18 protein-coding genes and 1 pseudogene are annotated in these 20,572 nt (G+C 63.5%); 8 read left to right on the forward strand and 11 right to left on the reverse strand.

The window, feature by feature from the left end:
• Nucleotides 1–15: 15 nt before the first annotated feature.
• Both NKJ35_RS12540 and NKJ35_RS12545 read left to right on the forward strand, forming a co-directional pair.
• Nucleotides 16–1,902: an ABCB family ABC transporter ATP-binding protein/permease gene (locus NKJ35_RS12540; protein WP_352647359.1), complete on the forward strand. Its 1,887-nt coding sequence runs from the start codon at nucleotides 16–18 to the stop codon at nucleotides 1,900–1,902.
• A gap of 89 nt (nucleotides 1,903–1,991) precedes the next feature.
• Nucleotides 1,992–2,339, forward strand: coding sequence for an antibiotic biosynthesis monooxygenase (locus tag NKJ35_RS12545; RefSeq protein ID WP_352647426.1), 348 nt, complete (start codon nucleotides 1,992–1,994; stop codon nucleotides 2,337–2,339).
• 5 nt (nucleotides 2,340–2,344) lie between these two features.
• Here NKJ35_RS12545 and NKJ35_RS12550 read toward each other — a convergent pair whose 3' ends face one another.
• Nucleotides 2,345–3,211: an SMP-30/gluconolactonase/LRE family protein gene (locus NKJ35_RS12550; protein ID WP_352647361.1), complete on the reverse strand. Its 867-nt coding sequence runs from the start codon at nucleotides 3,209–3,211 to the stop codon at nucleotides 2,345–2,347.
• Nucleotides 3,212–3,454: 243 nt separating this feature from the next.
• Between NKJ35_RS12550 and NKJ35_RS12555 the strand changes: the two genes are divergently transcribed.
• From NKJ35_RS12555 to NKJ35_RS12570, 4 genes are all read left to right on the forward strand, one after another.
• The gene (locus NKJ35_RS12555) at nucleotides 3,455–4,768 is read left to right on the forward strand and encodes a DMP19 family protein (protein ID WP_352647363.1); all 1,314 of its coding nucleotides are present in this window, start codon (nucleotides 3,455–3,457) and stop codon (nucleotides 4,766–4,768) included.
• Between the two features lie 133 nt (nucleotides 4,769–4,901).
• Nucleotides 4,902–5,600, forward strand: coding sequence for a phosphatidylserine decarboxylase (locus NKJ35_RS12560; RefSeq protein ID WP_352647365.1), 699 nt, complete (start codon nucleotides 4,902–4,904; stop codon nucleotides 5,598–5,600).
• Between the two features lie 3 nt (nucleotides 5,601–5,603).
• Entirely contained in the window at nucleotides 5,604–6,419 is an 816-nt protein-coding gene (locus NKJ35_RS12565) for a CDP-alcohol phosphatidyltransferase family protein (protein WP_023677728.1), read from the forward strand.
• A gap of 189 nt (nucleotides 6,420–6,608) precedes the next feature.
• Nucleotides 6,609–6,872, forward strand: a complete 264-nt coding sequence (locus tag NKJ35_RS12570) for a hypothetical protein (RefSeq protein WP_254820228.1) — start codon at nucleotides 6,609–6,611, stop codon at nucleotides 6,870–6,872.
• Between the two features lie 18 nt (nucleotides 6,873–6,890).
• On the opposite strand, the gene NKJ35_RS12575 is transcribed toward NKJ35_RS12570, so the two are convergent.
• On the reverse strand, nucleotides 6,891–9,113 hold the full coding sequence (locus NKJ35_RS12575; protein ID WP_352647428.1) for an AMP-binding protein: 2,223 nt from the start codon (nucleotides 9,111–9,113) through the stop codon (nucleotides 6,891–6,893).
• Nucleotides 9,114–9,252: 139 nt separating this feature from the next.
• Nucleotides 9,253–9,660, reverse strand: coding sequence for a tautomerase family protein (locus NKJ35_RS12580; RefSeq protein WP_352479219.1), 408 nt, complete (start codon nucleotides 9,658–9,660; stop codon nucleotides 9,253–9,255).
• A 113-nt stretch (nucleotides 9,661–9,773) separates the two neighbouring features.
• Here NKJ35_RS12580 and NKJ35_RS12585 point away from each other — a divergent pair, with 113 nt between their 5' ends.
• Entirely contained in the window at nucleotides 9,774–10,628 is an 855-nt protein-coding gene (locus NKJ35_RS12585) for a LysR substrate-binding domain-containing protein (protein ID WP_352647367.1), read from the forward strand.
• Nucleotides 10,629–10,823: 195 nt separating this feature from the next.
• On the opposite strand, the pseudogene NKJ35_RS12590 reads toward NKJ35_RS12585, so the two are convergent.
• Nucleotides 10,824–11,713, reverse strand: a pseudogene (locus NKJ35_RS12590) (DMT family transporter).
• 346 nt (nucleotides 11,714–12,059) lie between these two features.
• Here NKJ35_RS12590 and NKJ35_RS12595 point away from each other — a divergent pair.
• Nucleotides 12,060–12,566 (forward strand): OsmC family protein, encoded by a 507-nt coding sequence (locus NKJ35_RS12595; protein ID WP_352647369.1) that lies wholly within the window; start codon nucleotides 12,060–12,062, stop codon nucleotides 12,564–12,566.
• Nucleotides 12,567–12,727: 161 nt separating this feature from the next.
• Here NKJ35_RS12595 and NKJ35_RS12600 read toward each other — a convergent pair whose 3' ends face one another.
• The 7 genes from NKJ35_RS12600 to NKJ35_RS12630 all read right to left on the reverse strand — a co-directional run bounded on the left by NKJ35_RS12600 (nucleotide 12,728) and on the right by NKJ35_RS12630 (nucleotide 20,570).
• Nucleotides 12,728–12,949, reverse strand: a complete 222-nt coding sequence (locus NKJ35_RS12600) for a hypothetical protein (RefSeq protein ID WP_254820234.1) — start codon at nucleotides 12,947–12,949, stop codon at nucleotides 12,728–12,730.
• Nucleotides 12,950–13,082: 133 nt separating this feature from the next.
• Nucleotides 13,083–13,823 (reverse strand): SDR family NAD(P)-dependent oxidoreductase, encoded by a 741-nt coding sequence (locus NKJ35_RS12605; RefSeq protein WP_352647371.1) that lies wholly within the window; start codon nucleotides 13,821–13,823, stop codon nucleotides 13,083–13,085.
• 74 nt (nucleotides 13,824–13,897) lie between these two features.
• Nucleotides 13,898–15,367: an amidophosphoribosyltransferase gene (gene purF / locus NKJ35_RS12610; RefSeq protein ID WP_352479226.1), complete on the reverse strand. Its 1,470-nt coding sequence runs from the start codon at nucleotides 15,365–15,367 to the stop codon at nucleotides 13,898–13,900.
• 132 nt (nucleotides 15,368–15,499) lie between these two features.
• Entirely contained in the window at nucleotides 15,500–16,171 is a 672-nt protein-coding gene (locus tag NKJ35_RS12615) for a CvpA family protein (RefSeq protein WP_254820238.1), read from the reverse strand.
• Nucleotides 16,172–16,217: 46 nt separating this feature from the next.
• Nucleotides 16,218–17,636 (reverse strand): DNA repair protein RadA, encoded by a 1,419-nt coding sequence (gene radA / locus NKJ35_RS12620; protein WP_352647373.1) that lies wholly within the window; start codon nucleotides 17,634–17,636, stop codon nucleotides 16,218–16,220.
• 267 nt (nucleotides 17,637–17,903) lie between these two features.
• Nucleotides 17,904–19,394, reverse strand: coding sequence for a replicative DNA helicase (locus NKJ35_RS12625; RefSeq protein WP_023677714.1), 1,491 nt, complete (start codon nucleotides 19,392–19,394; stop codon nucleotides 17,904–17,906).
• 207 nt (nucleotides 19,395–19,601) lie between these two features.
• Entirely contained in the window at nucleotides 19,602–20,570 is a 969-nt protein-coding gene (locus NKJ35_RS12630) for a small ribosomal subunit Rsm22 family protein (protein WP_352647375.1), read from the reverse strand.
• Nucleotides 20,571–20,572 lie beyond the last annotated feature (2 nt).

Here is a 20,572-nt window from a genome sequence, read left to right on the forward strand (position 1 = left end):
TAAAGGTAAACAAGAATGGCCGAGAAAACCGTTTCCGCCGATTCCGGCTCGACCTTCAGAACGTTGCGCAATCTCTGGCCCTACATGTGGCCGGCCGACCGCGCCGACCTGAGGGCCCGGGTGGTGTGGGCCACCGTGCTGCTGGTCGTCGCCAAGCTGACCCTGGTGGCCGGACCCTATTTCTTCAAATGGGCGACCGACGCACTGGCCGGCGATAGCAAATCGCCGCCGCCGCTGCCGGCCTTTCTGCTGGCGCCGGTCATGCTGGTCGTCGCCTACAATGCCGTGCGGCTGGTGCAGCTCGGCTTCAACCAGCTGCGCGACGCCCTGTTTGCACGGGTCGGCCAGCATGCCGTGCGTCGGCTCGCCTTCCGTACCTTCGTGCACATGCACGAATTGTCGCTGCGCTTCCACCTCGAACGGCGCACCGGCGGACTGTCGCGCGTCATCGAGCGCGGCACTAAAGGCATCGAGACGATCGTCCGGTTCACCATGCTGGCGACTGCGCCGACGATCGTCGAATTCGCGCTCACCGCCGGCATCTTCGCCGTCACCTATGGCTGGCTATACGTCTTGGTGATCGCGGTCACGGTCTGGCTCTATGTCTGGTTCACCGTCAGGGCGAGCGATTGGCGTATTTCGATCCGCCGCGAGATGAACGACAGCGACAATGAAGCCAGCACGAAGGCGATCGATTCGCTGCTCAACTACGAAACAGTCAAATATTTCAACAACGAAGCCATGGAGGCCGAGCGCTTCGACCGTTCCACGGCGCGCTATGAGGTGGCGGCGACCAGGACCTGGACCTCGCTTGGTTGGCTGAACTTCGGCCAAGGCGTGATCTTCGGCATCGGCATGACCGTCGTCATGGTGCTGTCGGCACTTGAGGTGAAGGCAGGCACACAGAGCGTCGGCGATTTCGTCTTCGTCAACGCCATGCTCATGCAGCTTTCGGTGCCGCTGAATTTCATCGGCATGATCTACCGCGAAATCCGCCAGGGCCTGACCGACATCGAAAACATGTTCGATCTGCTTGACGTCAAGCGCGAGATCGTCGATCGGCCGGGCGCCAAGCCACTGGTCGTCAGCGCCGGCAATGTCGAGTTCCGTGACGTGCATTTTTCCTACGACCCCAACCGCAAGATCCTGAAGGGTATCAGCTTCGAGGTGCCAGCAGGCAAGACGGTGGCCATTGTCGGTCCCTCCGGAGCCGGAAAGTCGACCATTTCGCGGCTTTTGTTTCGTTTCTACGATATCCAGCGCGGCAAGGTTCTGATCGACGGCCAGGACATTCGCGACGTGACGCAGGAGAGCTTACGCGCCGCCATCGGCATGGTGCCGCAGGACACGGTGCTGTTCAACGATACCATCGCCTACAACATCCGCTACGGCCGCATCGGCGCCAGCGAAGAGGATGTGCGCAAGGCGGCAGAACTGGCCCAGATTGGACCGTTCATCGAGCGGCTGCCCGACGGCTATCGCTCAATGGTGGGCGAGCGCGGGCTGAAACTCTCCGGCGGCGAGAAGCAGCGGGTGGCGATTGCCCGCACCATCTTGAAGGCCCCGCCGATCCTGATGCTCGACGAGGCGACTTCGGCGCTGGACAGCCACACCGAGCAGGAGATCCAGGCGGCACTCGACCTGGTCAGCCAGGGCCGCACCACCCTCGTCATCGCCCATCGGCTGTCTACAGTGATTTCCGCCGACGAAATCATCGTCCTGCAGGACGGCCGGATCGCCGAGCGCGGCACCCATGCCGCCTTGATGGCCAAGCGCGGCCTTTATGCATCGATGTGGGACCGCCAGCGCGAGGCAAGCGAGGCCGAGGAGCGGCTACGCATTGCCCGCGAAAGCGACGAGTTCGGCGTCGTCGTCCGCCGCCGCACCTCGGAGGTGAGCTGAAAATTTGTGCTTGACCTCAACTTAAGTTGAGATCGTAGGCCGTTTTGGATCGCAGCAAGATGCGTCGTTCAAAAACGGAGACAATCGACATGAATGGGATAAATCAGGCAGGTAGCGGCGGCAGCGTATTCCGGGTGGACAAGTTTGTCGTTCCAGCCAACGCCCGCGAGGAGATTCTTGCCAAGGTCCGAATGACGCATGAATTGCTGCGCCAGCAGCAAGGGTTCGTCCAAGATTTCCTGCTTGAGCAATTCTCGGGGCCGGGCGAGTTCAACCTCGTGACCATTGTCGAATGGGAAGGGCAAGCCGCTGTCGACAAGGTCGTGCCGATCATCAAGGCTGCGCATGAGCGCAGCGGCTTCAATCCTCAGGAGACCATTGCGCGACTTGGCGTCAAGGCCGATATTGCCAACTATCAGCGGATTCCCGGGATGTAAGCTCTCTACGGCCAGCCGGCGCCCGGCGCAGTAGCGTCGACGCTGAGCACTTGGCCGGTACGGGCATCGCTGATCATATGTTCGAAGCCGCGCCATTCGGCGGCGACGATGAACAGCGTTTTTCCCTCGCTGCCGCCGAGCATGCAGGCAAAGCAGCCGCGGTCGACATCGACGCTTTCGAGCATCGCGCCGCCCTGGCGCACCCGCACGCAATGCCGGTTCGGAACATCGGCATACCACGCCGCACCTTCGGCATCGAGGCAGATGCCGTCGGGAAAACCGTTGCCGAGATTGGCCCAGACCCTGCGGTTGGAAAGGCCACCATCGGCAGCGATGTCGAAGGCGGTCAGCCGGTTGGCGTGGGATTCGGCAACGATAAGCGTCTTGTTGTCAGGCGTCACCGCCATGCCATTGGCGAAGGCGAGGTTCTCAGCCACCTGCTGAACCGAGCCGTCAGGCGCGACCAGCACGATGGCGCCGGGGCCGAAATGCTGGCCGGGACCCGGAGCAGGCCCACCACCATTGACATAAATGTTGCCGCGTCCATCGACGACGATCTCGTTCCACGGGCTCTTTGATAGTTGTCTCAGATCGGCATGGGTGACCAATGTCCCGTCTGCCTCCTGCCTGAGGATCAGCCCTTCGCGGCCGGAGACGACAAGCAGGCGCCCGTCCGGCAGCCAGTCAATGGAATAGGGCAGGGTGGCCGGCACGGTGAGTGCGATCTCGCTGTTGCCTAGGGCGTCAACGGCGATGATCTGGCCCGTACCCCAGTTGCAGAACCACAGCCGGCCATCGTGCCAGCGCGGTGACTCGCCGAAAGCCAAGCCGTTCATCACCACTTGCACTTGCCTAGCTGCTGATTTCTGCATGGGCCGAGAACCTCCGGGTTTGCGCAGATCGTCATGGCCGAAAGGCCGATGAGAGGCGCTGTCTTGCCAAGGACGGGCGAGAGTGCTGCGTTCCGACAATGAGGATGGCGACGGCGTCGTTTATATTTGACCTGAGTAGCCGCACGGAACCGCGCGATGCGCCGTGCGCCTTCACTCATTCTTCTTCAATGAAGTATAACCGGCCGGTGCTTGCGGACGGGAAAGTCAAATGCAAGAATCACGTTGGCCCGCAGAATCCTGTTGTGGCAAGCAGGAAGGGCGTTTGGCGTGTTTGAAAGATTTTCCCGCTGGGCTAAGAAGAAATTTCAGCGATCAGCGACCATTTCACCGACTCGGTCCAAGCAGTCATTCCCAGGCAAGCCATCATCTTCGGTGATCGTGCCGCGCTCAGTCGTGGAAGACGCGGCCGACAATCCTTTCGGTCTCATTGTAGCCGTCAGAGAATTCGTCGAAGCCATGGTCTCGCAAGGCCTTTACCGTTCCACGGAAATCAGCCCCAAGGCAATGCAGGCCTGTCATGCCGATGACTATTTGGCTGAGGTCAACAATGGCGGCCATAGCCAGTTCATCTATAATTCTGGCGAAGAACTCGACACCGTCATTGCCGACGCACGCACCGCCCTCGCTGAGATGGGCGCGCACGGACAACTGGCGACTTTGGACCAAATGGCTGCCTGGGTCGCGGAGCACCCCGAGGAGACTGAGGAACAGACAGGCTTCGAAGGAGGTACTGACGATAAGCTCAGTACTCTCGACCGTCTATTCTACCAAGCCGATCAGGCCGCATCGATGCTCGCTCTATCGGCGCGCTGGATAAACTCGTGGCCTGAACTCGCAATCGTTGAGGATGCCGACTACCGAGAAGCCATTCATCAGCTGGCCGTGACCAATCCCCGGCGCCAGCCGAGGCTACTCCATCGTTCTGTTGGCAAGCTGGTCAATCAAATGACGGGCTGGCGTGATGTCGGCGTCGGCCTTGCATGCGCCGAGGCGCCTAGGCCCGAGGTCAAGCTGGCGCTCGGCATGGCAAGGGTGCTGGACGTCGAGGGCGAAAAACTGTTGGCTTTTCAGCTGCGCACCAATGCCAAGGAGCCGCGTCTAGCCGTCGCCACGCCCACGCATGCGGCCGTCTATGAATATATCGCCCCGAAGGATCCGTCCGTCGCGCGTCCAGGCGAGAATCCATTCGCTGCCGGCGCCCCGCGCGTCGGCAAGAGACTTGCCCGTGTTGAAGCGCAGGCAATAGAAACGGTGCTCGAATTGGCCGCAGCCTATCATGCGCCGGTCGCTGTCGACCTCTTGCTACGCAGGGCCGGGTTCGATCCGACCGATGCTGTCGTCTCGGCGAACTCGGTCGTGGCCAGGGAAGGCGACACGGTTGTGAACTGGGTGGTTATGGCCGACGGGCACGTATTCTTCCTCCAGTCGACCCCGAACGGCGCCGAGCTGCGCGGCAGCCACGAAGAGAGCCTGGCGGAGGCCGATCGGCGCGAGCTCGACGAGTATTTCGACCAAGCGGCGGCAGCGGGTGCCTGAGTGGATTTCGCTTGGTCGTTCTGAGAGACGGCGGCGCGACCGCCAAACCCTCAACCGCCCCCATTGTCGCGTTGCGACCGCGGGGTGTTTCCGCTATTGAGGCCGGACTTGGAACCAAGGTTGTCCTGATCCCATGAGCCTCGTTGACACGATCAAGAATGCGTTCGTTCCGATCCATCGCGAGGGTTATCCCTTTATCGCTGCGTTCGGCGCGGCGACGCTCTTTCTTGGCTATTTCTCCTCGACCCTGTTCTGGATCGGTCTCATCCTGACGGCCTGGTGCGCCTATTTCTTCCGCGATCCCGAGCGTGTCACGCCGATCGACGACCGGCTGGTTGTCAGCCCGGCCGACGGCATCGTCTCGGCGGTTGGCCCGGCCGTGCCGCCGCGCGAGCTTGGCCTCGGCGGCGGCGAAATGACCCGCATCTCGGTATTCATGAACGTCTTTTCCTGCCACGTTAACCGCTCTCCGGTGCGTGGCCGCATTTCCAGGATCGAGCATCGGCCAGGAAAATTCCTCAACGCCGAACTCGACAAGGCAAGCACCGAGAACGAGCGCAACGGGCTGGTCATCGAAAGCCCCAATGGAACGGTCGCCGCGGTGCAGATTGCCGGCCTGGTGGCGCGGCGCATCGTCTGCTGGGCCGAGGCCGGCGGCGCCATCGGCACCGGCGAGCGCTTCGGGCTGATCCGCTTTGGCTCGCGCGTCGATGTATTCCTGCCTTCGACCGCGACGCCGCGTGTCGCCGTCGGCCAGACCGCGGTTGGCGGTGAGACGGTGCTGGCGGAATTCGGCGGCGTTGCTGCAACGCCGCTCGTGCGGATCTCCTGACCGGTGGCGCCGCCGTTCAAGAAATTCGAGGCGCATGGCGGCGGTGGACCGCGCATTCGCGAAATCCCGATGCGCATGGTGCTGCCCAATCTGGTCACGGTGCTTGCCATCTGCGCTGGCCTGTCCGGTATTCGCTTCGGCTTCGAGGGCCGCTTCGAGCCAGCGGTGGTGATGGTGCTGCTCGCCGCCTTCCTTGATGGTATCGACGGCCGTCTGGCGCGAATGCTGAAGGCGACTTCCAAATTCGGCGCCCAGATGGATTCGCTGGCCGATATCGTCAATTTCGGCGTGGCACCGGCGCTGGTGCTCTATGCCTTTCTACTCGACAGGGCAGGTTCGCCGGGCTGGATCGCCGCACTGCTGTTCACCATCGCCTGTGGGATGAGGCTTGCCCGTTTCAACGTGCTCGACGAAGAGCTCGACCGTCCGCAGTGGCAGACCGAATATTTCGTCGGCGTGCCGGCGCCGGCGGGTGCGGTGTTGGTGATGCTGCCGCTCTATCTGTTCTTCCTCAGGCTTGGGCTTGAACCCAGCCGCCTGGCGGCCTTCATTGCCACCGGCTTTACAATCTTGGTGGCGTTCCTGCTGGTCAGCAGACTGCCCGTCTATTCCGGCAAGAGCGTCAGGATACCGGGCGACAGGGTGCTGCCGATCATTCTCGCAGTCGTTCTCTACGTCCTGCTTTTGATGACTTATCCCTGGTATACGCTGACGGCCTCGGTTGCCGGCTATCTGGTCTTCTTGCCGTTCAGCGTGCGCGCCTATTCGAGACGCGCCAAGCGCGAAGGCGAGAAGGTGCCGTCGTCGGACATTGGCTGACGGATTTTGACTTGGGAGCGGCTCGCAGAGCACGCGGCGCTGTGGAACGCACCTCAAAAACCCGTTTTCGGAACTTGCTGGGCGGCCAGACCGTTTGTGTTGGTAGGTCCGTTTGAGCGGCTGGTCGTGATACGTCGTCAACGTCGCGCAAGCTGCCGCATCGGGCAGAACCATCGGAAACGAGGAGAAATGGCTGTTATCCTCATCGGCGCGTTACTGACTGTCGCCGGCCTCGTCTATATGGCGGTTGCGGCCATCTTGCGCGGGCGGCTCAGTGAGCCGGCCGCTGTCTCCACCGCGCCGGATAGTCCGACGCCCAATCTCGCAACACCAGGTCCGACGCTGGAGCCGCGGCAGCGCGGGCTCCGTTTTCTCGGCCTGTCGCAGAACTGGCCGGGCCTGCTGATGATGGCCGTCGGCGTCATTCTGCTGTTGTCGGTGGTGGTCCTCTAGAGTTTTCGACAGCAAACCTCAGGCGGCTGCGCTCAGTCCCAGCCTCTCGAGTGCCAGCTTTCTAGTCGTGACATAGTCGGTCTTGCCCGAGCCCAGTACCGGGATCTCTTCGACCTTGACGATGTCGTTCGGCACCATCAGTTCGGCCGCCCCGGCTTTTTTGCCGAATTCGCGCAATTCGTTGGGATCTGCATTATCGGCGGTGGTGACCAGAACGAGGCGCTCGCCGCGCCGCTTGTCCGGCACTGCCACCACGGCGTGATGTTCTTCCGGCCACAGCGACTGCACCAGCATCTCGACCGCACCAAGCGATACCATCTCGCCGGCTATCTTGGCGAAGCGCTTGGCGCGGCCGCGAATGGTGATGAAGCCTTCGCGATCGACCGAAACGATATCGCCGGTGTCGTGCCAGCCTTCGAGCGGCTGCAGCTCGCCCGGCCTGTCGGCGGTCATGTAGCCCATCATCAGGTTCGGCCCGTCGAGCCACAGCCGGCCGGCGTCGCTGATGCCTTCGACCGGTTCGAGTTTCATGCGCATGGCCGGCAGCAGCCGCCCGACCGTTCCGTCGCGGCCGTGGATGGCGGTGTTGACGGCAACCACCGGTGCGGCCTCGGTCAAGCCAAAACCTTCGATGATCTCGGCCTGGAAGCGCTCACGGTAAACGCGGCGCGTCTCCGTCTTCACCGCCTCGGCACCGGCGACGACGAAGCGCAGGCTGGAAAAATCATCGTCCTTGGCGGTGCGGGCATAGTTGGCGAGGAACGTGTCGGTGCCGAACATCACCGTTGGCCGGACCTTGCGCGCCACCTCCGGAATAAGTTTGTAGTGGAGCGGTGACGGGTAGAGGAACAGCTTTACTCCGGTGACCAGCGGCAGGATGGTGCCGCCGGTCAACCCGAACGAGTGGAACACCGGCAGCACGTTGAGCAGGATGTCGGCAGGCGAGATGGTGATGCGGGCTTCCGCCTGCATCGCATTGGCAAGAAGGTTCCGGTGCGACAGCACCACGGCCTTGGGCGTGCCTTCCGAGCCGGAGGTGAACAGGATCACCGCCGGTTTGGCCGCATCCTGGCGCTGCAGCGGCCAGCGCCACAGCAAGGCGGCTGCGGCCTTGTCCAGCACGGTCACGCTTGCGCGAACATCCTCCAGCCACAACAGTTTCGCCCCGCCTTTTTCCACCGCCTCGACGATGTCGGCGAGATTGGCCTTTTCGACAAAGGCGCGTGAGGAGACCACGGTGCGGATCATCGCCGTGCGGACGGCGGCGGTGACGCTGGCCGGGCCGGCGGTATAGTTGATCATTGCTGCCACCCGCGCAGCCGACAAAAGTCCGACGAACGACAGCACGACCCCATTGGCGTTGGGCAGGAGCAGCCCAACCGCTTCGCCCGGCGCTGTTATTGCCTCGAAGCGGTGGCCCAAAACCCTGGCGCCGATGAACATTTTCCGGTAGCTCAGCGCGCCACCAATGACGTCCTCGACAATTGGATGCGAAGCGCCAACCCGGTCGGCGGCATCGCGCATGGCAAGAAACAGGCCGCGATCGAGATCGTTGCCGAAAAGCCTGGCCTCAGCGAAGCGATCGAACAACGCATTGGTGTTGGAGGCCTGATCGGGATTCCGCGCCACCAGCTCGGCAATGGTCATCGGCTCCAGCACGCTGATCGACAGCTGCGGAAACCAGTGGCGGGGCACCTTGTCCGCCGGCGTCAGTGAAGCCGGCAGGCTGCGTGCGCCGGCAACGAAGATCGGCACGATGCGCGCATCGGCCTGCATGGCGATACGGGTGATGGCGCGAAACAACCGAAATGACTTGACGTCGGGCTCGACCGCATCCGGCAGGTAAACGGCGAGCCGGCCCTTGCCCTTCAGCACCCGCACCAATCTGCGGCTGACGAAGACATGCTCGGCGTTGAAGGCGATGGTGCGGCCGAGCTCACGCCACGGCTCCAGCCACGGCGACCTGGCCGAAGCCTGGTCGAGGATGTGCAGCGTGTCCTCCGGCAGCAGCGACAGCATCAGCGCCGGCTCGATGCGTGACTGATGCCAAACGACGTAGATGACCGGGGCCGCCGACTTGCGGGCAATCTTGATGCGCTCGTCGCTGATCCGGTAGGCGAGCTTGAACGGCACGTAGAGCAGCGCCTGGCTCAAACGCAGGCCGAGGCGGAACGTCTCCACCACGCCGATCAGCAGCCAGGCCGCGACAAGACCCGCAAGCAGCGCCAGTGTCAGGATCATCGCCGCATCTCCCAACAATCTCACGTCACGGCTCTTCAGTGGCCGCTTCGGGTGAGAACCTAGCCGAAGTTGGATCAACGTCAATGCGGCTCCATTTTCCTTTTCTCCTGTCATCACTGGATTCGGCTGCCTATCGCAGCTACGCCGCTTTCATCCTTCCGCTGATGAAGCGGAATTCCTGCGTCTTGCCGCCAAAGCCATAGGCGGCCGCAGGCACTTCATGCACGAGGGCGTAGCTTTCCTCATGCACCTTGCCCAGAAGCCGGCCGAATGCGGCAAAAATTGCCTGCAGATACGCCTCCAGCTCGAGCTTGGTGTTGGTGCCGTCGACAACCTTGATGTCGAGCCAAGCCGTGTTGGCGCCATGCTCGGCCAGCGACTTGCCGCCGGCGAACCAGTGCTCGGGGTCGTGATAGGAAATGGCAACAGCTGTAATCGTTGCATCTTTGCGCAGATGCATTGCCGTCAGTTCGGTTACCTCCTTTGCAATGGCGGCTGACAAACCGGCATCGGGTTTGCCGGTAACGCTGACATTGATGATCGGCATGTCTCTTCTCCTCGGCTTCAAGCGGCGTTTCTCGCCGTCGAAAAAATCATGCCATTGTCCTTTCATCAGAAAAATCGAATTGTTTTTGATAGACACTTTGATAATATCGAATTATGCAGATGTTCGATCCCGACCTCCTCAAGACTTTCCTTGCTTTCGTCGATGGCGGTTCCCTGGCGCAGGCTGCGTCGATCGTCGGCCGCTCGCCGTCCGCAGTGACCGCGCAGATGCAACGGCTGGAGGATGTTGTCGGCGAAGCGCTGCTGGTACCGCAGGGGCGAGGACGCGGCCTGACGCCGGCAGGCGAGGATCTGGTCGGCCACGCGCGTCGCATCCTTGCCGCGCACCGCGAGGCGTGGCTGGCCCTCAAAGGGGCGCATGCCGACGGGCGCGTCGCCATCGGCACCACGCAGGACTTCGCCGACAGCGGCTTGCCGCAGCTTCTTAGGGCTTTCGCTGTCAGCCATCCGCGCGTCAGGATCGAATTGCGCGTCGGCCGTTCCGCCGAACTGGCGCAGGCTTTGCAGGCCGGCACCCTTGATCTGGCCATTGCCATGCGGCAGGTGCCGACACGCGATGAAGTCGGCGTGCTCAAGGAACCAATGATCTGGCTTTGCTCACAGAATGGGCTGGCCACCCGCCACGACGAACTGCCCCTGGCACTGCTCGATCCTCATTGCGGGTTTCGCGAAGCGGCGACCAGGACACTCGATGCGGCCGGCCGTCGCTACCGTATTGCTGCCGGCAGTGCCAGCCTTGCCGGCCTGCGCACGGCAGTGCACGCCGGCATCGCCTTGACGTTGAGGACGGCGCGCTTCGCTCATTCCGGCATCGTCGAGGCGCCGCGCGATCTTGATCTGCCGCCAGTGCCGGTCGCCGAATTCGCCATCCGCTTGCGTGAGGATGCCGATCGGCCAGCGCAGGATCTGGCCGCGTTGTTCAGCGGCAACCTGGCCTTAGCCAACTGAGCCAGCAAAGAAAAAGCCGACCTTGCGGTCGGCTCTGAGTAGGACGGGCCGAGGGGTTTGGGGGGACTTGGGGTGGCCCGTCGCAGCCATAATGACTGAGCCCTATGATGGTTCCATGACTTTTCAAATTTATTTTGAGGAACGGACTTCTCGTGATCGGACCGCCAACTCGCCCTCGGACGCGGCGAGGATCGGTCATGCATCCGCTGCGCGCTGCCTGGCCATCAGCCAGTCTCGGCCGGCGTGAGCGACACCGCGCAAAGCACGATGGCCCCGCCGAGCATGCTGGCTGCCGGCGGGATCTCCGCGAGGAACAGGAAGGCAAACAGGATCGCGAATGGCACTTCGGCCGAGCCCAGCAATCCTGACTCGGCCGCCGGAATAAGCCGGGTGCCCTCCGTCCACAGGATCGAGGCCAGCGCGAACGAGGCGCCGAAGGTGGCTAGAAGCACAGCGTCACTGGCCGAGACGGCCAGCGGATCGGTGATGAGCCAGCCGAGCACGAACAGGAGGAACGCCGACACGGCACCCGCCCACACCACCGGCGTGTCGCGGAAGGCCCGCACCATGATCATGTAGAGCGCGCTGCCGATCGTCATCAGCAGCGCCAACCCGTCGCCGAACAGATGGCCGGTGCCGAAGCCGGACCAGACCATGATCGCCACACCGCACAGTGACACGGCGGCGGCGGCAAGCGTCTGCAGCCGGAACGGCTCGCGGACCAGCATGAAGGCAAGCAGCGCGGTGACGAAAGGGGCCGTGGCATAGATGATCGCGACATTGGCGACAAAGGTGAACTTGAACGCCGAGATGAAGGCGATGCTGGCGAGCGCGCCCTCGATCGCCAGCAGCCAGCCGCGCCAGCCGAGCCGCAGGCTGTCGCGACCGCCGGAGCGCTGGCGACGCCATAGCACATAAAGGCTGATCAGGATCGAGCCGACGAAGCCGCGCCAGCAGGTGATGGTCAGCGGGTCGGCATGGATCGATTTGGTCAGCACGCCGGTGAGGCCGAAGACGGCCGCCGATGCCGAGACCAGGATGATGCCGAGGGTACGTTCGCGGGCGCTTTCCACTGTGCCTGACATGTCCAGCGATTCCGTCATTTTACCAGCTTACGCTGCCCCGTCCTGACACCATAGTGTCAGCTCGATCGAGGCGTCGTGCATCGAAACAGTAGACGGCAGCGCCGTTGAACAGGATGCCCGCAAGAACCCTTTCGCGGGTTTCCAGGGTGGCGATATCGGCCATATGTCCGGCGGCCTTACGAATGTGTTGCGAGAGAGGGTGTGAAGGCGTTGGATGTCGGGCACCCGTACCGTCAGGCTATACGGGCGAAAGCCTGCCAAGCGCTACGCCAGCGGGGACTTGCGTTTGGGGCAGGCGACACCGCCGTTAAGCGGCGAAGCCAGACAACTATGGGAGAGAAATGAAATGGACGCGATCGCATTGAAGGCCATGCAGGGGCCGCTGAAGGAGGCCTATCGCGACGACGCCTCGCGCGCGCTGATTACCCTCAGGGCCAAGGGCTCGATCGACGACCAATCGATCGCCTGCAAGGTCGAGACGGGCAGGGCGATTGCCATTGCCGGGCTGCATCCGGCGACCGGCGGCACCGGGCTCGAACTCTGCTCCGGCGACATGCTGCTGGAAGCGCTGGTGGCTTGCGCCGGTGTCACGCTGAAGGCAGTGGCGACGGCGCTGGAATTCAAGCTTGGGGCCGCCACGGTGGAAGCCGAAGGCGATCTCGACTTTCGCGGCACGCTTGGCGTGGCGAGGGATGCGCCGGTTGGCTTCCGCGCCATCCGGCTGACATTTGGGCTCGACACCGACGAACCGCAGGAGCGCATCGATGCGCTGCTCAAGCTGACCGAGCGCTACTGCGTGGTGTTTCAGACCATCAGCCAGAAGCCGGAGCTGACGGTCAGCGCGCGACGCTGACGATCTCCCCCTTGAGGGTCCCTCAGGGGGAGATGTCGCCGAAGGCGACAGAGGGGTTGTCTCGCGTGAAGCGCCAACCGCTGCAGCAGGCCGAGCCCGGTCGGACCAACCCCCTCCGGCCTGTCGACCATCTCCCCCTCAAGGGAGGAGATCACGCTGTCCTACTGCGCCGACGGCTCCTCAGCATCGCCCTCGTCGGCGAAGGGCGAGGCGCTCGGCACGCACTGCACCGACCAGCCGGCCGGCGTCGGCTGCTTCTGGTATTCGGTTATAGCGAAGGCGCACTGTTCGCGGGTGTCGAATGTGCTGGGCAGCACGACCATGCCGCCTTGCGGGCCGGCGATCACCAGATACCAGACTAACGCTACGCTCGGTGCCGCCATGAGTATTTCCTCGCTCTGCTTGTTTGGGAGTCGCACGATCCTAGCAACTCCGGCTATTTTCGTGCCGTCCGGCTTGGAGCCGGTCAAAACGTCGTGCCGGTTGGGCGTGTCGCCGCGGCCGTTGACCATTTGGCTACTCCGGCTGCCGGTAGGCGACAAAGCGATTGTGCTTGGCCTGAAAGATCAGCCCGGTCTCCTTGAGCGCAGGGCTGGCCAGCGGCACGATACGCTTGGCGATCTCCGAAGGGTGCGGCAGTGTTTCAGGATCCTCGCCGGGTACGGCCTGCGCCCGCATCGCGGTGCGCGTTGCCCCGGGATCGGCGGCATTGACCCTGAGCGGCAGGTTTTCGGTCTCATGCGCCCATGAACGCGTCATGGCCTCGACCGCCGCCTTCGACGCCGCATAAGGCGCCCAGAAGGCGCGTGCGGAGTGGGCAAGGCTGGAGCTCAGCACGATAGCACGGCCGGCATCGGAAAGCCTGAGCAGCGGGTCGACCGAGCGGATCAGCCGCCATGTTGCGGTGACGTTGATGGTCATCACCTTCTCGAAGGTCTTGGCCTCGACATGGCCGATCGGGGCGATGACGCCGAGCACAGCGGCGTTGGCGACCAGTATATCGAGCTTGCCCCAGCGCTCGTGGATGGCGCCGCCCAGCCGGTCGATCCCCGCCATGTCGGCAAGATCGAGCGGTACCAGCGTCGCCTGTCCGCCACCTGCCTTGATCTGGTCGTCGAGTTCTTCCAAGCCGCCGACGGTGCGAGCAACCGCAATTATGTGCGCACCGGCCGCGGCAAGCTCCCTGGCGATGAAATAGCCGATACCGCGCGACGCGCCGGTGACGACCGCAACGCGGCCGGAGAGGTCAAGGCTCATACGATGGATTCCGACAGGCAAGGTGAAGCCGCCGTAAGGGGCCAAGGGGAGGGAGACAAACGGACCGGCAAGGCCTACGACCCGCCGGCCGCTAACAGCGACAGCGTGCGCACATTGTCGGAGCCTTCGAAATCGGCAAGCCGGGTCGGATACTGACCGGTGAAGCAGGCGTCGCAGAATTGCGGCTGCTCGTTGTCGCGGCCGGCTTCGCCGACGGCGCGATAGAGCCCGTCTATCGATAGGAAACCGAGCGAATCGACGCGGATGAACTCGGCCATCTCCTCCACCGACATGCGCGATGCCAGCAGCTTCGATTTCTCCGGCGTGTCGACGCCGTAAAAGCAGGAGGCGCGCGTCGGCGGCGACGCAATGCGCATATGCACTTCCTTGGCGCCGGCATCGCGCACCATCTGCACGATCTTCTGGCTGGTGGTGCCGCGCACGATCGAATCGTCCACCAGAACCACGCGCTTGCCTTCGATCATGCGGCGATTGGCGTTGTGCTTGAGCTTGACGCCCATGTGGCGGATCGAATCGCCGGGCTGAATGAAGGTACGGCCGACATAGTGGTTGCGGATGATGCCGAGCTCGAACGGAATGCCCGCGGCCTGTGAAAAGCCGATCGCCGCCGGCGTGCCCGAATCCGGCACCGGCACGACGATGTCCGCCTCGACCGGGCTTTCCAGCGCCAGCTCGGCGCCGATGCGCTTGCGTACTTCGTAGACATTGCGGCCTTCGACAGACGAATCCGGCCGCGCGAAATAGACATATTCGAAAATGCAGAAGCGGGTCTTCTGCGGCTCGAACGGGAACAGGCTTTCGATGCCCTTGCTGGTGACGACGACCATTTCGCCGGGCTTCAGGTCACGCACGAAACGCGCCCCGATGATATCGAGCGCACAGGTTTCCGAGGCGAGGATCCAGGCACCGTCGAGATCGCCGAGTACCAGCGGGCGGATGCCGAGCGGGTCGCGGCAGCCGATCATCTTCTTGGACGTCATCGCCACCAGCGAGAAGGCGCCTTCGACCTGGCGCACCGCATCGATAAAGCGCGAATTCAGGTCGCGCTCCTTGCTGGTGGCAACCAGATGCAAGAGCGTCTCGGTATCGGAGGTGGAAGAGAAGATGGCGCCTTGCTTCTGCAGCGCGCGCTGCACGGTCATGGCGTTGGTGAGATTGCCGTTGTGGGCGACGGCAAAGCCGCCATCGGCAAGTTCGGCGAAGAAAGGCTGGATGTTGCGCAGGCCGGAGCCGCCGGTGGTGGCGTAGCGCGTGTGGCCGATGGCACGGTTGCCTTGCAGGCTGTCGATGACACGCTGCTTGGTGAAGGTGTCGCCGATCAGGCCGACATGGCGTTCGACATGGAATTGGGTGCCGTCGTAGGAAACGATGCCGGCCGCTTCCTGGCCTCGATGCTGCAACGCATGCAGGCCGAGGGTTACGATGGCTGCGGCGTCCTGCCGGCCGAAAATGCCGAACACGCCGCATTCGTCGTGGAAATGGTCGTCGGCTTCGGCGGAAAGCACGTCGTCTGCGTCTGCCATTGGGGGCTCAAGCTCCGCTAAAGTCGCCATATAAGGTCATAGCGCATCGAAAGCAACGCACGTCGTGCGGCGTTCACATGATCGTCAGTCTTGATGCCTCGCCAAGTCTGCAGATTGGCAAGTCTGTCGAAATCAGTTTGCCGGCGCCGGGTTTGCAGGTGCCGGCGTCGCGGGCGCATTGTCGGCCGGTGGCGCGTCGCTGTCATCGGGTGCCGGAGCGGTGGCGTCGTCGCCGGCGGCAGGTGCTTCCGCTGCAGGGGCGTCTGGGGCCAGAGGCGTCTCGGTGGCTGGCTGATTCGGATTGAGCTTGTTGAGGATAGCGTTTTCCGGATCCTCGGGCAGCAGGCTTTCGAGCTTGGCGCCGATCGATTCGAGCAGCGGCTTTGACTTGGCGTTGGCAATCCAGCCTGGGGCCTTGGCGCCGGCCAGCCAATTGAAGAAAAGCAGCGCAACCGCGACCACCAGGATGCCGCGCGCCGCGCCATAGAGGAAGCCAAGTGTGCGATCGAGCGCGCCGATCCTGGAATCGATGATCCAGTCGGCGAGCTTCATGGTGATGACCGAAACGACGATCAGCGCGACAATGAATACGATACCGGCGGCCGCCGCCATGGCGGCCTTTTCGTTGTCGATATAGGGCTGAATGTAAGGCAGCACCGGCTTGTAGAAGAAGAAGGCGGCCGCCGCAGCGGCTGCCCAGGAGATGATCGACAGGATCTCGCGCGAAAAGCCGCGAACCATGGCGAGCATCGCCGAGACCAGGGTGAAGCCGACGAGAATTCCGTCAAGCAGCGTAATCGGCATGTTTTCGCCCCACTCCGATCTCTTTTTCGCGGCTCGACGAGCCGCATCACTCTCGCTCGTCGACGCGGCTGCGCCGTGAGCCGGCTATGCGCGCCACGAGATCGGCAAGCTCGGTGGGCTGGAAAGCGCCGGCTCCGATCCCCCCGACCCCATTACCACCAACAAGTTCCTCGCTGCCCAAGGGCAGAACCGCGCTTCCGAAACCCAGCTTTTCGGCTTCCTTGAGACGCTGCTGCGCATGCGCAACCGGCCTCACCGCACCCGAAAGGCTGATTTCGCCGAAATAGACGCAATCGGCGGGAAGGGCAAGACCGGTGAGCGAGGAAACCAGTGCCGCCGCCACGGCCAGGTCGGCAGCCGGCTCCGAAATGCGGTAGCCGCCGGCAACGTTGAGATAGACGTCGTGGGTGCCGAAGCGGACGCCGCAATGAGCTTCCAGAACCGCCAGGATCATCGATAGCCGGGCACCGTCCCAGCCGACGACGGCGCGGCGCGGCGTGCCCAGCGTCGACGGCGCCACCAGCGCCTGGATCTCGACCAGCACCGGCCGTGTGCCCTCCATGCCGGCGAAAACCGCGGCACCCGGCGACTTCGCATGGCGCTCGCCGAGGAAAAGCTCGGACGGGTTGGCGACTTCCCGCAAGCCCTTGTCCGACATTTCGAAGACGCCGATCTCGTCGGTTGGCCCGAATCGATTCTTGACCGTGCGCAGGATGCGGAAGTGGTGGCCGCCTTCGCCCTCGAAATAGAGCACCGCGTCGACCATGTGCTCGACGACGCGTGGGCCGGCGATCTGGCCCTCCTTGGTGACATGGCCGACCAGAACGATCGCCGCCCCTGTGGATTTTGCATAGCGGATCATCGCCTGGGCGGCGGCACGCACCTGGGTCACCGTGCCGGGCGCCGAATCGGCCATGTCGGTCCACAGCGTCTGGATCGAATCGAGAATGACCAGATCCGGCCGCTTGCCGTCGGCGATGGTGGCGAGGATGTCCTCGACATTGGTTTCGGCGGCGAGCTCGACCGGGGTGCCGGCGACGCCGAGCCGCTGCGCGCGCAGCCTGATCTGGGCGACCGCCTCTTCACCCGAGACGTAGACGATGCGGTGGCCCTTTGCCGCCAGCGCGGCCGCGGCCTGGGTGAGCAGCGTCGACTTGCCGATGCCGGGATCGCCGCCGACCAGCAGCGCCGAGCCGCGCACGAAGCCGCCGCCTGTGGCGCGGTCGAGCTCGCCGATGCCGGAGACAATGCGCGGCGCATCCTCGATGTCGCCGGACAGCGTCGTCAGCACCACGGCGCGGCCCTTGCGCGCATTGCGGGTGTTGGCCGGACCCGAGCCTATGCCGCCGGACGTGCCTTCCTCGACCAGCGTATTCCACTCGCCGCAGGCATCGCATTTGCCGGCCCAGCGCTGATGCACCGAACCACAATTCTGGCAGATGAACTGGACGCGGGACTTGGCCATCAGGCGTGGCCCGGTTCGGGTGTGGCAGGTGCCAGCGCAGGATAGGCAGGCGGGACAGCGCCCCCCTCTGTCCTGCCGGACATCTCCCCCACGAGGGGGGAGATCGGATTGCGCTTCGGGTTTCGCCAATCTCCAGCGTCCGAGATTAGAGAGCTGGGCAAGGTGACAGCCAATCTCCCCACTTGAGGGGGAGATGTCCGGCAGGACAGAGGGGGGCGCGAAGGAACGCCGTACTCCCGCTTTCTTGTTGTTATGTCGGCCAATCGCTTACTCAAACCGATCCGGCAAATGATGTTCCTCGGCGAGATCCGAGAAGCGGGTGAACTCGCCCTGGAAGGCGAGGCTGACCGACCCCGTTGGGCCGTGGCGCTGCTTGGCGACGATGACTTCGGCCTTGCCGCGCATTTCGTTCATCTCGTGTTCCCATTTGATGTATTCGTCGGTGCCCGGCTTCGGCTCGCGGTTCTTCAGATAATATTCCTCGCGGTAGACGAACAGCACCACGTCGGCGTCCTGTTCGATGGAGCCCGATTCGCGCAGATCCGAAAGCTGCGGGCGCTTGTCGTCGCGGCTCTCGACCTGGCGCGACAGCTGCGACAGCGCAATGATCGGCACCGCCAGCTCCTTGGCTAGCGCCTTGAGCCCGGTGGTGATCTCGGTGATCTCCTGGACGCGGTTTTGCGACGATTTCGCGCTCGACCCCTGCATCAGCTGGATATAGTCGATGACGATGACGTCGAGGCCGCGCTGGCGCTTCAGGCGACGTGCCCGGGCGGACAGCTGAGCAATGGAAATGCCGCCGGTCTGATCGATGAACAGCGGGATTTTCTGCATCGTCTGCGAGCATGCGACGAGCTTTTCGAAATCCATCTCGCTGATCTCGCCGCGCCGGATTTTCGACGACGGGATTTCGGTCTGTTCGGAAATGATGCGGGTGGCCAGCTGTTCGGACGACATTTCGAGCGAAAAGAAGCCGACGACGCCGCCATTGGCCGCTTTGAACGAGCCGTCGGCCTGCTGCGCCGGGACGTAGGCCTCGGCGATATTGAAGGCGATATTGGTGGCGAGCGAGGTCTTGCCCATGCCGGGGCGCCCCGCAATGATGATCAGGTCGGACGACTGCAGGCCGCCCATGCGGCGGTCGAGGTCGCGCAAGCCGGTGGCGACGCCCGACAGATGCCCGTCGCGCATATAGGCGGCATTGGCCATGTCGACGGCGGTCTTGACGGCGTCGGTGAAGCTCTCGAAGCCGCCATCATAGCGGCCGGTCTCGGCCAACTCGAACAGGCGCCGCTCGGCATCCTCGATCTGGTCGGAGGGCGACATGTCGACCGGCGCGTCATAGGCGATGTTGACCATGTCCTCGCCGACGGTGATCAGCGCGCGCCGCGTGGCCAGATCGTAGATGGCGCGGCCATAGTCGGTGGCGTTGACGACCGTGACGGCCTCGACCGCCAACCGCACGACATATTGCGCCACCGTCATGTCGCCGACCTTCTCGTCGGCCGGCAGGAAGGTCTTCAGCGTGATTGGCGTCGCGATCTTGCCCATGCGGATGAGCTCAGCCGCGACCTCGAAGATCTTTCTATGCAGCGGCTCGTAGAAATGGCCGGGCTTCAGGAAGTCGGAGACGCGGTAGAAGGCATCGTTGTTGACCAGTATGGCGCCGAGCAGCGCCTGCTCGGCCTCGATGTTGTTCGGCGCCTCGCGATAGAGCGGTGTTTCCGCCACGCCGAATTTTCGTGCTGCCTCTGCCATGATGTCCCCGGTCCTAATCCCCGGTCTCTCGATATCAGAACGAGACAAGTCGGTGATGACTTATCTGCATCAGTCCCCAACCAACCAACTTTGATGCCCGCGATTCACAGCCAGGTTCTTTCGGTGGAAAGAATCTCAATTGACTCGAATCAAGATGGCGAGCTTAGCCGTTCTTGGGCGAGAACAAAACAGGAAAATAGCTGCCGGTCATTCCGGCAAGGCATCACCCCAGTCCAGTCGCCGTGCGGCCTTGAACGTCTCGCCATCGCGCTTGGTGAACAGTCGCTCGGCAGCACTCCCATCCTGTTGGCAAAGCTTCAGCAAGACCTTGCCGGAGCCCGACTTCGGCGGTGCGATCACTCGCGCTCGAGGCAGAGCGGCCGGATGGCGGGAAGCCGCGACAAAGATGAATTTCTCGTCCTCCCACGGCACCTCGGCATCCTTGGCCAGACGGTGCAGGCGCGAGCGGGCTACGCGGCGGGCGAAATGGCACCAGTCGGGAGCGACGAGCGGGCAGGGCGCCTCATGCGGGCAGGGCGCAAGCACGTGCGCCCCCGTATCGATCAGCTGCCGCCGCACGGCAAGAATACGCTGCCAGCCGGCCGGCGTGCCCGGCTCGACCACCAGCAGCGTGTCGGCGGTCAGCTGCCAGAGCCGGTCGACGAGTTTTGCCAGCGATGCCGGCGCGATCTCATCCAGCACATAGGCTGAAGTCACCAGCTCGGCCGGCTCCAGATCGACCAGGTCGACGGTGACGTCGCCGGTCCGCCAGGCGGTCCTGGCCGTGATCGCATCCGCGGCAAGTGCTTCGCCGACCCTTCGCACGGCGGCGCCGGCCTCGAGCAGCACCGCCTGTTGGAGATCCGGCCAGAGATTGGTTGTGGCCCAAAGCACCGTGCCAGGGCCGGCGCCGACATCGAGCAGCGTTCTCGGAGCATAATCGGGCCGCGCCTCGCTTACCGCGTCGAGGCTGGCGCGGACGGCAGCATAAGTCGCCGGCAGCCGCGTTGCCAGATAGGCCTTCACCGCCATGTCTTCGGCCATGTGCAGGCGACCGTCGCGCAACTCTGCGCGGTAGCGGTCCGACAGCGTCTTTGCCGCTTGCTTAAGCATCGGCAACGGCACCTGTTCGAGAAGGCGATCGACGCCTTGTCTAAGCGGGACGGGCAGTTCCATCG

It is taken from the genome of Mesorhizobium sp. M0136 (assembly GCF_040322515.1).
Lineage (GTDB): Bacteria > Pseudomonadota > Alphaproteobacteria > Rhizobiales > Rhizobiaceae > Mesorhizobium.

Bases quoted from the DNA above. Each gene is read 5' to 3' on its own strand.
- radA (WP_352647373.1), bottom strand. From the start codon at position 17,636: ATGGCCAAGTCCCGCGTCCAGTTCATCTGCCAGAATTGTGGTTCGGTG.
- NKJ35_RS12585 (WP_352647367.1), top strand. From the start codon at position 9,774: ATGCAGATGTTCGATCCCGACCTCCTCAAGACTTTCCTTGCTTTCGTC.
- NKJ35_RS12615 (WP_254820238.1), bottom strand. From the start codon at position 16,171: ATGCCGATTACGCTGCTTGACGGAATTCTCGTCGGCTTCACCCTGGTC.
- NKJ35_RS12595 (WP_352647369.1), top strand. From the start codon at position 12,060: ATGGACGCGATCGCATTGAAGGCCATGCAGGGGCCGCTGAAGGAGGCC.
- NKJ35_RS12600 (WP_254820234.1), bottom strand. From the start codon at position 12,949: ATGGCGGCACCGAGCGTAGCGTTAGTCTGGTATCTGGTGATCGCCGGC.
- NKJ35_RS12605 (WP_352647371.1), bottom strand. From the start codon at position 13,823: ATGAGCCTTGACCTCTCCGGCCGCGTTGCGGTCGTCACCGGCGCGTCG.
- NKJ35_RS12580 (WP_352479219.1), bottom strand. From the start codon at position 9,660: ATGCCGATCATCAATGTCAGCGTTACCGGCAAACCCGATGCCGGTTTG.
- NKJ35_RS12630 (WP_352647375.1), bottom strand. From the start codon at position 20,570: ATGGAACTGCCCGTCCCGCTTAGACAAGGCGTCGATCGCCTTCTCGAA.
- NKJ35_RS12575 (WP_352647428.1), bottom strand. From the start codon at position 9,113: ATGATCCTGACACTGGCGCTGCTTGCGGGTCTTGTCGCGGCCTGGCTG.
- NKJ35_RS12545 (WP_352647426.1), top strand. From the start codon at position 1,992: ATGAATGGGATAAATCAGGCAGGTAGCGGCGGCAGCGTATTCCGGGTG.
- NKJ35_RS12560 (WP_352647365.1), top strand. From the start codon at position 4,902: ATGAGCCTCGTTGACACGATCAAGAATGCGTTCGTTCCGATCCATCGC.
- NKJ35_RS12540 (WP_352647359.1), top strand. From the start codon at position 16: ATGGCCGAGAAAACCGTTTCCGCCGATTCCGGCTCGACCTTCAGAACG.
- NKJ35_RS12550 (WP_352647361.1), bottom strand. From the start codon at position 3,211: ATGCAGAAATCAGCAGCTAGGCAAGTGCAAGTGGTGATGAACGGCTTG.
- NKJ35_RS12570 (WP_254820228.1), top strand. From the start codon at position 6,609: ATGGCTGTTATCCTCATCGGCGCGTTACTGACTGTCGCCGGCCTCGTC.
- purF (WP_352479226.1), bottom strand. From the start codon at position 15,367: ATGGCAGACGCAGACGACGTGCTTTCCGCCGAAGCCGACGACCATTTC.
- NKJ35_RS12625 (WP_023677714.1), bottom strand. From the start codon at position 19,394: ATGGCAGAGGCAGCACGAAAATTCGGCGTGGCGGAAACACCGCTCTAT.